This is a genomic window from Mycobacterium sp. 134, from assembly GCF_048282715.1.
In the GTDB taxonomy this organism is placed as follows: Bacteria; Actinomycetota; Actinomycetes; order Mycobacteriales; family Mycobacteriaceae; genus Mycobacterium; species Mycobacterium septicum.
Map to the genome: position 1 here is coordinate 70,530 of NZ_JBLVUN010000006.1, position 12,504 is coordinate 83,033.

Here is a 12,504-nt window from a genome sequence, read left to right on the forward strand (position 1 = left end):
ACGCCGAAGCTTTGTGATACTTCTGTGACTGGTGTGCAAGCAGGCAGTGATCGGACGCGCGTCCCGCCGCCGTGTCATTGCGGGCGACTCTGGACGCCGGCGAGGGCGGCGATGTCGAACAGGGGTCGGTGTGCGGCGCGCAGCGTAGCGGCCTGAGACACCATCGCGCGGGTGATGTCGGCGATGGCGGTTTCTACGGCCTCGATCTGCTCGCAATTCAGCGCGTGATAGTTGAGCTGGATGCGCAGTGTGGCGCCGTAGCCGTCGTGGGTAATGACGGCGCGGCAGCGATCGATGCCCACCCGGCCGTAGGTCAGGATTGTCGACCCTGGCGTGGATTTTCGGACGGTGATGGTGTCCGGCATGGTTGTCGCGGGTGGTCCGGAGGGCTTGTTCTCGCGGGCCGTGCTGATTGCTGAGGTGTCCATCGCGTCCAGTGATCCCCCGTTAAGATGCCGGGCGGTTCATTCGCCCGGCGGTGGTGGGCGCCGCTGACGTGTTGTCGCGGTGCTGTTGGCGGACAATGGTTTTGGCTGCGGGCAGTGCCCAGAGAACATGTCTTCCTGCTGTTGATTCCCGGACAACATCGCCGGTTCGTTCCAGGCCGACGAGCTGCCGGTAGACGTGTTCGTGGACTGCGGGGTAGCGGCGGTCACCTCCCCCGGCCAAGGGCAGGTCGGGAAGTGCTCGGCAGAGCTGCGCCGTCGTTTGCGGGACGTTAGCTTGCCCGAGTGCGCTGATGATGGCTGCCCGCAATGGATTTCGCCGACGCCGGCGGTTGCCCATCTGTGCTGACGACGCTGCTAAGCCTTGATCCACCGATGAATGGGCTGGTTGTTGGGGTGTCGGAATGAGGAAAGTGCCCTCTGAGCTGGAAAGATTGGTGTTCTCTACGCAACAATCCGACCAGCACAAGAAAGGCACTTCCAGTGCGAGTGTCCCACACGTTCGGTCCCGACTCCGCGGTGTTCGACGAGGACAACCTCGTGTCGTGCGCCGGGCTGGTCCCGGTGATGGCCCTGGCCGAGCAAGCTGGCCTGACACGGTTGTTGGACAACACAATTCACATCAGGTCGTCTCGGGTCAAGTCCGGGGCGGCTAACCCTCGATCCACCGATGAATCGCCTGTTCGGAGGGTGTTGATGTAAGGAAAGTGCCCTTTGAGCTGGGATGATTGGAGTTACCACACTTCGATCAGCCCACGTTCAGAAAGGCGCTTCCGGTGCAAGTGTCCCATAGGTTCGCCGTGTCGTCGGCGGTCTTCGATGATGCACATCTCGTGTCGTGCGCCGGGCTGGTGCCGGTGATGACCCTGGCCGACCAGACCGGTCTGTCGCAGCTATTGGCCGACAAGATCCGGTTCACCTGTGAGCGGATCCGTTCGGCCGCGGCCCATCCGTCACCGAAGCTGACCACGCTGATCGCCGGGATGTGCGCCGGCGCGGACAGCATTGATGACCTAGACGTTGTGCGCTCGGGTGGGATGAAGACCCTCTTCGGTGGTGTGTACGCCCCGTCGACGATCGGAACCTTATTGCGGGAGTTCACCTTCGGGCATGCCCGCCAGCTCGAATCTGTCCTGCGCGAACACCTGGCCGCGCTGTGCGGGCGTGTCGATCTGTTGCCCGGCGCCGACGGACGGGCGTTCATCGACATCGACTCACTACTACGCCCGGTCTACGGGCACGCCAAGCAGGGCGCCAGCTACGGACACACCAAGATCGCCGGCAGGCAGATCCTGCGCAAAGGCCTCTCACCGTTGATCACCACGATCAGCACCGACCACGGTGCGCCGGTGATCGCCGGGGCGAGGTTGCGGGCGGGCAAGGCCAACTCCGGCAAGGGCGCAGCCCGCATGATCGCTCAAGCGGCCGCTACCGCCCGTGCTGCCGGGGTCACCGGGCAGATCCTGGTGCGTGGCGATTCGGCCTACGGCAATAGCACCGTGGTCACCGCCTGCCACCGAGCAGGTGTCCGGTTCTCGCTGGTGCTGACCAAGACCGCAGCAGTTGCCGCCGCCATTGACGCAATTCCCGAGACCGCGTGGACCCCGGTGAACTATCCCGGTGCTGTGCGTGACCCCGACACCGGCGCCTGGATCTCCGATGCCGAAGTCGCCGAAACCACCTACACAGCCTTCGGTTCCACCAAGACTCCGGTGACCGCCCGGTTGGTCGTGCGCCGGGTCAAAGACGCGCGGTTCCTCGATGCGCTGTTTCCGGTGTGGCGGTACCACCCGTTCTTCACCAATTCCGACGAACCCGTCGACGCCGCTGACATCACTCATCGCCGCCACGCCATCATCGAAACCGTGTTCGCCGACCTCATCGACGGACCTTTGGCGCACATGCCCTCGGGGCGGTTCGGCGCGAACTCGGCCTGGATCCTGTGCGCCGCGATCGCCCACAACCTGCTGCGCGCCGTCGGCGTCCTGGCCGGAGGTGCCCACGCGGTCGCCCGCGGGGCGACACTGCGCCGCAAGATAATCACTATCCCGGCCCGCCTGGCCCGTCCGCAACGCCAACCTATCCTGCACCTACCAGCGCACTGGCCCTGGACAGAGCACTGGCTCACGTTGTGGCGCAACACCATCGGCTACAGCCCACCAGAAATCGCCACCACCTGACCATATGCCGAAAGGCCCGACCGGAGCGCACAGGAACAGCTGGACAGACCAGCAGATACCCCCTGCCCGCGACCAGGACCAGCCCTCAACAGCCCAGCGAGGCACACCTACCCCAATTCATCAGTGGATCGAGGCTAAACCAGCACCGAAACTGGCCACTCTGATCGCGAGCATGTGCGCCGGCGCGGACTACATCGACGATGTCGACGTGGTCCGAGCCGGCGGCATGAAAACCCTCTTCAACCGGGTGTATGCCCCCTCCACCGTGGGAACCCTGTTGCGCGAGTTCACCTTCGGTCACGCCCGCCAACTCGACTCGGTACTGGCCGAGCATCTGGCCGGTCTGTGCGAGCGAGTGGACCTGCTGCCCGGAGCCGATGTGCGTGCCTACCTCGACATCGACTCCCTGCTGCGCCCGGTGCACGGACATGCCAAGCAGGGCGCCTCCTACGGACACACCAAGATCGCTGGCAAGCAGGTTCTGCGCAAAGGGCTGTCCCCGCTGGTCACCACCTTGAGCACCGACACCGCCGCACCGGTGATCACCGGCATCCGACTGCGTGCGGGCAAGGCCAACTCCGGTAAAGGGGCCGCCCGCATGCTCGCCCAAGCCCTGCAGACTGCGCGTGCGGCCGGCGTGGGGTCCCGGTAGTAATGGCGCAAAAAACAACGAGGTTCGCGTAGCGCCTGGTCGGCGGTGATTTCTCGGTTCGGGCTGCGGGCCGGGGTGGTTGGTGCTTGGCTTGGCTGCCGATGAGGTTGGTCGGCGTTTTGGAGGCTGGGGTTCGTGGCGACGCGGGTATTCGCGGACGAGGAGTTGCAGCGCCTGCGGGAGTTCCCGGAGATCAGTCGTGAGGAGTTGTTCCGGTACTTCACGCTGACCCCGGCGGATCTGGCGTTCGTTGCTCCGCAGGGCAGGGGCCCTGCGGTCCGTCTGGGCCTGGCGGTGGCGTTGTGCACCTTGCCGTGGCTGGGGTTCGTGCCGGACAAGGTGTCGTCGGCGCCGCCGGTGGCGGTGGCCCGGTTGGCGGATCAGCTGAATGTCGATGCGGTGCAGCTTCGTTCGTATGGCAAGCGGGCGCAGACGCGGACCGAGCATGTGCGGCTGGTGGCCCAGTATCTGGGGTGGCGGCCTGCCGGGTCGATGGAGTTGAAGGAGCTGGATGAGTTCCTTCTGGCGCGGGCGATGGAGCACGATTCGCCGACGCTGTTGTTCCGGCTGGCGTGTGAGTACCTGATCTCGGCGCGGGTGATCCGGCCGGGCCCGGACACGGTGGTCCGCCGGGTCGCGCATGCTCGCACGCAGGCGCAGCGGGAGACCTATGACCGGTTGGCGCGCGAGTTCACGCCGCAGCGGTGTAAGGAACTGGATGCGTTGCTGGTCGCCGACCCGTCTATCGGGATGTCGCGGTTGCGGTGGTTGTCGACCGGCCCGGTGGAGGCGTCGGCGACCGCGGTGAAGGCCGAGGTCGAGAAGCTGGTGTTCCTGCGCAACCTGGGCGCGGATGAGCTGGATATGTCGGTGCTGCCGGCGGAGCGGCGGCGGTTCCTGGCGACTGTGGGCCGACGCTTGACGGGCCAAGCCTTGGAACGCCGGGATCCGCAACGCCGCTACCCGATCCTGCTCACGGTGTTGGCTCAGTCGGCCACCGATGTGCTCGACGAGGTGGTGCAGCTGTTCGATCAGGCGATCTCGGCCAGGTTGAGCAAAGCCGAACGCCGGATGCGCGACGAGCTCGCCGAGCGCGGTAAGGCCGGAGAGGATCGGCAGGGGTTGCTCGACGACTTGCTGGCCATCATCACCGACACGCAGATCCCTGACGAGGAGATCGGCGGCCTGATCCGGGGCGATCGGATCGGATGGGAGCGGTTGCGGGCCGCGGTCGCGCAGGCCAAACCTCGGCTGCCGCGCGATCACGGGCACCTGGCCGCTCTGGACAGCTCGTACTCCTATCTGCGGCAGTTCACCCCGCAGGTGCTGTCGACAGTCCGGTTCGCCGGCGGCACCGCGGCGATCGAGCTGCTGATCGGGGTGCACATGCTGCGGGAGCTGAATGCGACCGGTACCCGCAAGGTGCCCGACGACGCGCCGACGGGGTTCGTGCCGACGAAGTGGCGCGGCTACCTCGACGAGGCCCGCAAAGCCGGCAACACCACCGCCTATCGGCACTACTGGGAGCTGTGCGTGCTGCTGGGGCTGCGGGACGGGTTGCGCAGCGGCGACGTGTTCGTGCCGGGGTCGCGCCGCTACGCCGACCCGGCCGCTTACCTGCTGACCCCGCAGGCGTGGGAGCCGCAGCGTGACGAGTTCTGCCGCCTGGTCGGCAAGTCCGCTGATCCGGCCCGCGCCCTGGCGACCGCCACCGACGAGCTGCACGACGCTATGAGCGAGTTGGAGAAGGTGCTCGCCGACGGCGACGGCCCGGTCCGTCTCGATGAGGCCGGTGACCTGGTGGTCTCGCCGCTGTCGGCAGAAGACGTTCCGGCCGAAGCGGTGGCGTTGAAGCAGGAGTTGACGGAGATGCTGCCGTTCGCGCCGATCGTGTCGCTGTTGATCGAGCTGGACAAACGCACCGGCTACCTGGACTGCTTCACCCACGCCGGCGGTAAGCAGTCCCGCACCCCGGAGTTGAAGCGCAACCTCATCGCGGTGCTGCTGGCCTACTCCACCAACCTGGGTCTCACCCGTATGGCGGAGGCCTCCGGCATCTCCTACGACATCCTGGCCTGGACTTCGGAGTGGTATGTGCGGGAGGAGAAGCTGCGGGCGGCGAACCTGACGATCATCGACTACCACCAACGCCTGCCGCTGACCCCGATCTTCGGGGCCGGCACCCTGTCCTCCAGTGATGGGCAGCGGTTCCCGACCCGTGGCAAATCGGTCACTGCCAGAGCGTTGAGCCGCTATTTCGCGAACGAAGGACTGAGCACGTATACCCATGTCACCGATCAGCACGCCACCTACGGCACGAAGGTCATCGTCGCGACGAGACGTGAAGCTCACTACGTGCTGGACGAAATCCTCGGCAATGCAACGGATCTGCCGATCACCGAGCATGCGACCGACACGCACGGCGTCACCCTGGTGAACTTCGGGCTGTTCGACCTGCTCGGGTTGCAGCTCTCGCCCCGCATCCGGGACCTGGGCCGGATCACCCTGTACCGGGCGGCGCCGCGAGCCCAGGTCGAGTCCGCGTTCCCGCACGCGGGCCCGCTTTTGACCCGGCGGTGCAATCTCGATCTGATCGCCGAGCACTACGACGACCTGCTCCGGCTGGCCGGGTCGCTGAAGTTCGGGCACGCCACCGCGTCGCTGCTGGTCGGCAAGCTGTCGGCGTCGGGCCGGCAGAACGCCCTCGCGGCGGCGCTCAAGGAGTACGGGGCGCTGCGGCGCACGATCTACGCCGCCCGGTATCTGTCCGACCCGGGCTATCGACGCAAGATCTCCCGCCAGCTCAACAAGGGCGAATCCCTGCACGCGCTCCGCCGCGACCTGCTCTACGCGCATGAAGGAACCGTGCGCGCGAGGCACCTGGAGGGACAGACCGAACAGGCATGGTGCCTCACGTTGGCGACCAACGCCGTCATCGCCTGGACCACGGAGTATTACGGTCTGGCGACCGAACAGATGCGGCGGGCCGGGCGGCGCATCGATGACGAGGTGCTGGCGCACATTTCTCCGGCGCACAGCGAGAACATCAACTTCTTCGGCGCCATCGAGGTCGACATCGACGCCGAACTGGCCCAGCTCGGCCCCACCGGGTACCGGCCGCTGCGGGTCCGCGACACCCTCTTCTGACCGCCGGCTACCACCTTCCGGGAGAGGGTGCTGGGGCGTAGCTGGGCACATCGGTGGCCTGGGTTGGGTCAGCGACAGCGTGGTGGTTCGGTGGCGGTGAGGACGCGGTCGCTGATCGGGCGCAGCTGGGCGTAGGCGTCGGCGACGGGCAGCACGAGCCCGGTGGGGTGCCGGCTCTGCCAGTCGGCGGCCGCCACGGCGGTGGCGAAGTAGCGGCCGGGGTTGCAGGTGGTGGCGCGGACCCGGGTCGGGTCGAGTTCGTCGGGGCCGGGTACAGAGATGACCGCGGTGGCCGGGTCGAGGCCGCTGACCCCGGAGGCCGGGTCAACGGACAGTCGGATGGTGGTTCCGGTTGCGGCGCAGGTGGATTCGACGGTGGCGGGGCGACCGATGATGGCGGGGAACAGCAGGGTGTCGGCGGCGCACCAGGTGTAGAGCTGGTGGCCGTCGACGGTGAACCGGTGCGGGGTGGGATTGAGGGTCAGGCCCCAGCCGAGGATGCGGTGCCGGTCGTCGTATTCGATGTCCGCGGCGGCGGGCGCGTTCTCGACGTCGGCGACGCTGGCGCCGGCGGCGGTAGCGAGCTGTTCGATGGTGATCGGTTCACCGGCCGCGAGCAGCCGCATCGCGGTGCCCATCAGGTTCGTTCCCGTATTGGCGGTGGAGTCGAACAGTGTGTCGACGATGGTGGTGGCGAACGGGTTGGTCGTCATCGCTGGTGTCCCCTCGGAGCGTGTAGTCACGGGTGTGGGATCGAGTGTCGGGCTTGCCACCGCAGGGAAGGTCAAGCGCCGCAGCCGCATGTCCTCGGATCCGGCACCCACGGCGGGGCGGCGGCTCGGTCGTGGCTGGTCGCCCGGGTCAACGCGTCGTGGTGGTGGTGTTCGAACTCGTCGATGCGGCGGCGCTGCTCGTCGAGGTCGCGGATGCGGTCCTCGATCCGGGTCCGGGAGCGGGCCAGTAGTTCGGCCAGCTGCGGTCCGACCGGCCGGGCGCTGTCGTCGCAGGTGGCGGCGAGCTGACGGATTTCGGCCTCCGTGAGGCCGAGGCCGCGCAGGGTGGCGATGACCTCGACGCACCACAGCGCGTGTTCGTCGAAGAGCCGGTATCCGGCCCGGCTGCGGCCGAGGCTGTAGATCAGGCCCAGGTCGTGGTGGCGGCGTAGTACTTTCGCCGGCACTCCGGTGCGGCGGGCCAGGTCTCCGATGGTCATCACCGGTGTGTTCATGACGGCTCGATCCGGTCCTCAGCCCGCGCAGCAGGACAGCTTGGCGACATCGGCGGTGAAGGTTTGGGCGGTGAGTTTCAGCGCTTCGGCCATGGTCAGATACGGCGCCCAGGTGCGGGCGAGCTGGTCGACGGTCATGCCCGCGGTGATCGCGTACCCGGCGGCGGTGATCAGATCCCCGGCACCCTCGGCGACGGCGTGCACGCCTAGCACCCGCCCGGTCCCGGCCTCGGCGACGAGTTTGACCACACCACGGGTGTCCCGGTTGACCAGGGCACGCGGCACGTTCGCACCGGTGAGCAGCCGCGACTCGGTCCGTAATCCGGCTGCGGCGGCTTGGCTGTCGGTGTGGCCGACCGCGGCGATGGCCGGGCTGGTGAATGTCACCCGCGGCAGCGCCGTGTAGTCCAGGGTGCGGCCGGCGTGCCCGAGGGCGTTGCCGGCGGCGAGTGTGCCCTGCGCCGCCGCGACGTACACGAATTGGGGGCCGCCGGCCACGTCGCCCGCGGCCCAGATCCGCGGGTTGCTGCTGCGCTGGTGGGCGTCGACGACGACGGCGCCGCGGTCGTCGGTGCGTACCCCGACCGCCGCCAGATTCAATCCGGGGGTGTCGGGGCGGCGGCCGGTGGCGATGAGCAGCTGGGCGGCCCGCAGTTCGGTGGTGGCCCCGTCGGCGGTGCGGACGGTGACGAGTTTCTCGCCGCCCTCGGCCAGTGCCTTGTCGAGGGTGGCGCCGGTGAGCACGGTGATGGCTTCGTCGGCGAACACCTGCGCGATGGCCCGGGAGATCTCGGGTTCCTCGAACGGCGCCAGCCGATCCAGGGCCTCGATCACCGTGACCCGGGTGCCGAGCCGGGCGAACAACTGTGCCTGTTCGAGACCGATGGCGTTGCCGCCCACCACGATCAGCGACCCCGGCAGGACGTCGAGCTCCATCGCGGTGGTCGAGGTCAGATACCCCGCCTCGGCGAGCCCGTCGGTCGGCGGCGCCCACGGCGCGGCGCCGGTCGCGATCAGGTACTGATCGGCGTCGATCACCCGCGGGCCATCGGCCCCCTGCTCGACCCGCAGCACCGGTGCGTCGGTGGTACCGGTGAAGACGGCGGTTCCCGAGACGATCTCCCAGCCGTAGTCGGCGGCCAGGTCGAGGTACTTCTCGCCGCGAAGCCGGTCGACCAGCGCGTTCTTGCCCGCGATCAGCTCGGCGAAGTCCACCGGTGCCCCGGTCGCCGCCAGCCCCGGGAACCGGTCGGCGCTCGCCGCGGTGTGCCGGGCCTCCGCGGCGGCCAGCAGCGCCTTCGACGGCACGCAGCCCACGTTCACGCAGGTGCCGCCGATCGCGGCGCGCTCGACCATCACCACCCGTTTGCCGAGGTTGACCGCGGCGATGGCGGCGGCGAACGCCGCCGAACCGGAACCGATGATCGCCAGATCGGCGCGCGGGGATGTCGTGGTCACGGCGGGTTCTCCTTGCTGGGGGACTCCGGTCACGGAACAGGTTGCTATTCGCGTTGACGAATATCTCCGGACATCATACTATGCGCTTATCCGAATAGTTCAACTTTCTTCTTGTGGAGGCGATCCCCTTGCCCCGGTCCACGACCGCCGCCGTCACCGCGCCCGGTGGCGAGACGGCCTGCACGCACCTGGATGCGACGGCGAAGTTCTTTCGCGCGCTGTCGGATCCGACGCGGTTGAAGCTGCTGGAGTTCATCTTGGCCGCCGAGCGCACCTCCGCGGAGTGTGTCGAGCATGCCGGGATCTCCCAGCCGCGGGTGTCGGTGCACCTGTCCTGCCTGGCCGACTGCGGTTATGTGACCGCGCGCCGTGACGGCAAGAAGCTGCGCTACTCCGTCGGCGACCCACGCGTCGCGGACCTGGTGATGCTGGCCCGCTCCCTCGCCGCCGACAACGCCGCCGCGCTGACCTGCTGCACCCGCATCGACACCGCTCGTGTGAACGGAGCAGGACATTGATGAACGTACGCAACAACTCCACGGGGATCGGCGGCCCGCTCGCGGTGGTGGGTGCCGCCGTGGCCATGATCGTGTGCTGCGCCGGACCGGCCTTGATCGCGGCCGGTGCGCTCACCGCCCTCGGCGGTGCGCTGCGCAGTTGGGGACCGATCGTGGCCGCCGCGGTGATGGTCCTCGCCGCCGTCGGCTACACCGCGCGCCGTCGTAAGCCGCCGCAGCGAGGGACAGTCCGCGGACTGCTGGGCACCCGCCGATCGCATCAGCCCAACGCGTCGACCGATCGGAGTTCCCAGCCGTGACCACGCCGATCACCCGACGCACGGTGAGCGCGGCGCTCGCCGCCCTGGCGGTCACGGTGCTGGCTGCCTGCGGCACCGACACCGCCTCGCCCCGCGCCGCCACCGACCCCGTCACGGTCACCGCGCTGTCCGGGGCGCCGGTGACCGTGCCCAGCGGCAAGCCGACGGCGATGTTCTTCTTTTCGGTCGGCTGCGGTGAATGCGTGGGCGGCGCGAAGTCGCTGTCGCAGGCTGCGCGACAACTCGGTGACACCGCCGCTTTCGTCCTGGTCGACATGGATCCGGCCGAACCTGCCCAGGTCGTCACCGACTTCCAGCAGCAAACCGGGACCGACACCGTGCCCGCGGTCATCGACACCGATGCGACCCTGACCAAGCGGTACTCCGTGGCCGCCCTGTCGACCCTGCTCGTCGTCGACCCCGGCGGTGCGGTCGCCTACCGGGCCGCCGACCCGTCCGCCGATCAGATCACCGCCGCGCTGGCGAAGGCCGGGGACCGGTGAACGGGCTGCTGGCCTTGGCGTTCACCGCGGGCATGCTCGCCCCGGTCAATCCGTGCGGTTTCGCGCTGCTGCCGGCCTGGATCACCCACACCCTCGGCGACACCGCCACCGAACCGCTCGGGGTACGCACGGCGCGGGCGCTGCGAACCGGCGTCGCTTTTACCCTCGGGTTCGCGGGCACCCTGGCCGTGGCGGGGCTGGCCATCAGCGCCGGTGCCCGCGCGCTGATCAGCGCCGCGCCGTGGCTCGGTCTGGTCGTCGGTGTCGCCCTGGTATTGCTCGGTGTCGTCATGTTCACCGGCCGCGTGCTCGGTCTGCGACTGCCCACCCGAGCGCTGCGCCCGGCCACCGGGCCGGGCGGCACAACCGGGATCGTCCTCGCCGGGATCGGCTACGCCGCGGCGTCGCTGTCGTGCACGTTCGGGGTGCTGCTGGCCGTCATCGCCCAGGCCCAGGCCACCGCGGGCTGGGGTGCGCTGCTCGCGGTGTTCGTCGCCTACACCCTCGGCGCCGCGACGATCCTGCTGCTGGTCAGCCTCGCCGCCGCGGCCGCCGGTACCGCGCTCACCCACCATCTCGCCGCCCTCGCCCGGCACGGCACCCGCATCACCGCGACCGTGCTCATCCTCACCGGCGCCTACCTGGCCTGGTACTGGCTGCCCGCCGTCACCGGCGACACCACCGGCACCAACGGATTCGCGGCCCTGTCCACCACCGCCAGCACCTGGCTGCAGAACCACACACCACTGATGGCGACGATCGCGGCACTGACCGTGCTCACCGCCGCCGTCACCGTCCTCGCTCACCGCATGATCCGGCGCCGCGTTACCGATGCCGCACCCGTCGACTGCTGCACCCCGACGACCGTCATCGAGGAAGGGCGCCCGCAATGACCGAACGCTACGACACCCTCGTGCTCGGCGGCGGAATGTCCGGGCTGCCACTGGCGCTGCGCGCCGCCCGCCACGGCCGGGTCGCCTTCGTCGAGAAGGAACTGCTCGGCGGGACCTGCCTGAACCGGGGCTGCATCCCCACCAAGACGATGATCGCCTCCGCCGCCGTCGCCCATCAGGCCCGCCGCGCCGCCGAGTTCGGCGTCCGCGTCGGCGGTCCGGTCACCGTCGACCTGGCCGCCGTGGTGGAGCGTAAGAACACCCTCGTCGATTCCATCCGGGCCGGATCGTATCGGGCCGTCGAAAAATCCGCCGACCTCGACTTCTACCACGCCGCAGGACAATTCACCGGTAACCGGCGCCTCACCGTCGACGGCACCACCCTGACCGCGGACCGGATCATCCTCGCGACCGGCACCCGCACCACCCTCCCGGCCATCGACGGCTTGGATGCCGTGCCCTACTACACCTCCCGCACGCTGCTCGACCTCACCGAACTACCCGCCCACCTGCTCGTCGTCGGCGGCGGCTACGTCGGCTGCGAATTCGCGCAGATGTTCCGGCGATTCGGCGCCGAGGTCACCATCGTCCAGCGCGCCGACCGGCTGCTGCCCGGGGAAGACCCCGACATCAGCGCCGCCGTCGCCGACGGCATGACTGCCGACGGCATCACTGTCGCGACCGCCACCACCTGTACTCACGCCGCCGGGACGGCCGGCAACATCCGGATCGGCTGCACCGGCACCGAGACCGCCGAGATCACCGGCAGCCACCTGCTGCTCGCCACCGGGCGCACCCCCAACACCGACGCCCTGGGCCTGGAACACCTCGACCTGCAACCCGACCCGCACGGCTTCCTCACCGTCGGCGACACCCTGAACACCTCCGCCGACAACGTGTGGGCGATCGGCGACCTGCGGGGCGGGCCGATGTTCACCCACACCGCCCGCGACGACGCCGACATCGTCTACCGCACCGTCTACCGCGACCAGGACCGCACCACCACCGGACGTGTCGTGCCGCACGCGGTGTTCACCGACCCCGAAGTCGGAGCCGTCGGCCTGACCGAACCCGCCGCCCGCGCAGCCGGCTACGACGTGATCATCGGCCGCCAGAACTTCACCGGCGTTGCCAAAGCACGCGCCATCGGCAACACCCGCGGCCTGGTCAAATTCGTCGC

The 12,504-nt window shown here is 68.8% G+C and carries 11 protein-coding genes and 2 pseudogenes; 9 read left to right on the plus strand and 4 right to left on the minus strand.

Going from position 1 to position 12,504, the window contains the following annotated elements:
• Positions 1-74 precede the first annotated feature (74 nt).
• On the minus strand, positions 75-428 hold the full coding sequence (locus ACNQVK_RS03705; protein ID WP_052773282.1) for a hypothetical protein: 354 nt from the start codon (positions 426-428) through the stop codon (positions 75-77).
• 501 nt (positions 429-929) lie between these two features.
• On the opposite strand from ACNQVK_RS03705, the pseudogene ACNQVK_RS03710 reads away from it, so the two are divergent.
• The 4 genes and pseudogenes from ACNQVK_RS03710 to ACNQVK_RS03725 all read left to right on the plus strand — a co-directional run.
• Positions 930-1,106 (plus strand): annotated as a pseudogene (locus tag ACNQVK_RS03710) (IS1380 family transposase); the annotation flags it as partial.
• 116 nt (positions 1,107-1,222) lie between these two features.
• On the plus strand, positions 1,223-2,626 hold the full coding sequence (locus tag ACNQVK_RS03715) for an IS1380 family transposase (RefSeq protein WP_065204061.1): 1,404 nt from the start codon (positions 1,223-1,225) through the stop codon (positions 2,624-2,626).
• 133 nt (positions 2,627-2,759) lie between these two features.
• Positions 2,760-3,266 (plus strand): annotated as a pseudogene (locus tag ACNQVK_RS03720) (IS1380 family transposase); the annotation flags it as partial.
• Between the two features lie 147 nt (positions 3,267-3,413).
• Positions 3,414-6,425 carry a Tn3 family transposase gene (locus ACNQVK_RS03725; protein ID WP_418028592.1) on the plus strand — a complete coding sequence of 1,004 codons (3,012 nt, stop codon included), beginning with the start codon at positions 3,414-3,416 and terminating at the stop codon, positions 6,423-6,425.
• A gap of 68 nt (positions 6,426-6,493) precedes the next feature.
• Here the strand turns inward: ACNQVK_RS03725 and merB are convergent, their stop codons facing one another.
• The 3 genes from merB to merA form a co-directional block, all read right to left on the minus strand.
• Entirely contained in the window at positions 6,494-7,138 is a 645-nt protein-coding gene (gene merB / locus ACNQVK_RS03730) for an organomercurial lyase MerB (RefSeq protein ID WP_010596911.1), read from the minus strand.
• A 71-nt stretch (positions 7,139-7,209) separates the two neighbouring features.
• Positions 7,210-7,653 (minus strand): MerR family transcriptional regulator, encoded by a 444-nt coding sequence (locus ACNQVK_RS03735; protein ID WP_010596912.1) that lies wholly within the window; start codon positions 7,651-7,653, stop codon positions 7,210-7,212.
• A gap of 18 nt (positions 7,654-7,671) precedes the next feature.
• Positions 7,672-9,111, minus strand: coding sequence for a mercury(II) reductase (gene merA, locus ACNQVK_RS03740; RefSeq protein WP_010596913.1), 1,440 nt, complete (start codon positions 9,109-9,111; stop codon positions 7,672-7,674).
• A gap of 128 nt (positions 9,112-9,239) precedes the next feature.
• On the opposite strand from merA, the gene ACNQVK_RS03745 reads away from it, so the two are divergent.
• The 5 genes from ACNQVK_RS03745 to ACNQVK_RS03765 form a co-directional block, all read left to right on the plus strand.
• On the plus strand, positions 9,240-9,629 hold the full coding sequence (locus tag ACNQVK_RS03745; protein WP_026138108.1) for an ArsR/SmtB family transcription factor: 390 nt from the start codon (positions 9,240-9,242) through the stop codon (positions 9,627-9,629).
• Positions 9,629-9,928 (plus strand): hypothetical protein, encoded by a 300-nt coding sequence (locus ACNQVK_RS03750; RefSeq protein WP_010596915.1) that lies wholly within the window; start codon positions 9,629-9,631, stop codon positions 9,926-9,928. Before ACNQVK_RS03745 ends, ACNQVK_RS03750 begins: the two co-directional genes overlap by 1 nt.
• Positions 9,925-10,431, plus strand: coding sequence for a TlpA family protein disulfide reductase (locus ACNQVK_RS03755; RefSeq protein WP_010596916.1), 507 nt, complete (start codon positions 9,925-9,927; stop codon positions 10,429-10,431). Before ACNQVK_RS03750 ends, ACNQVK_RS03755 begins: the two co-directional genes overlap by 4 nt.
• Complete coding sequence (locus ACNQVK_RS03760; RefSeq protein WP_010596917.1) at positions 10,428-11,324, plus strand: cytochrome c biogenesis CcdA family protein; 897 nt, start codon at positions 10,428-10,430, stop codon at positions 11,322-11,324. Before ACNQVK_RS03755 ends, ACNQVK_RS03760 begins: the two co-directional genes overlap by 4 nt.
• On the plus strand, positions 11,321-12,504 hold a 1,184-nt coding region (locus ACNQVK_RS03765), incomplete at its 3' end, for a dihydrolipoyl dehydrogenase family protein (protein ID WP_418028593.1). The genes ACNQVK_RS03760 and ACNQVK_RS03765, both read left to right, overlap by 4 nt.

Coding starts and splice junctions, on each gene's coding strand:
- ACNQVK_RS03705 (WP_052773282.1), bottom strand. CDS start 428: ATGGACACCTCAGCAATCAGCACGGCCCGCGAGAACAAGCCCTCCGGA.
- merB (WP_010596911.1), bottom strand. CDS start 7,138: ATGACGACCAACCCGTTCGCCACCACCATCGTCGACACACTGTTCGAC.
- ACNQVK_RS03735 (WP_010596912.1), bottom strand. CDS start 7,653: ATGAACACACCGGTGATGACCATCGGAGACCTGGCCCGCCGCACCGGA.
- ACNQVK_RS03750 (WP_010596915.1), top strand. CDS start 9,629: ATGAACGTACGCAACAACTCCACGGGGATCGGCGGCCCGCTCGCGGTG.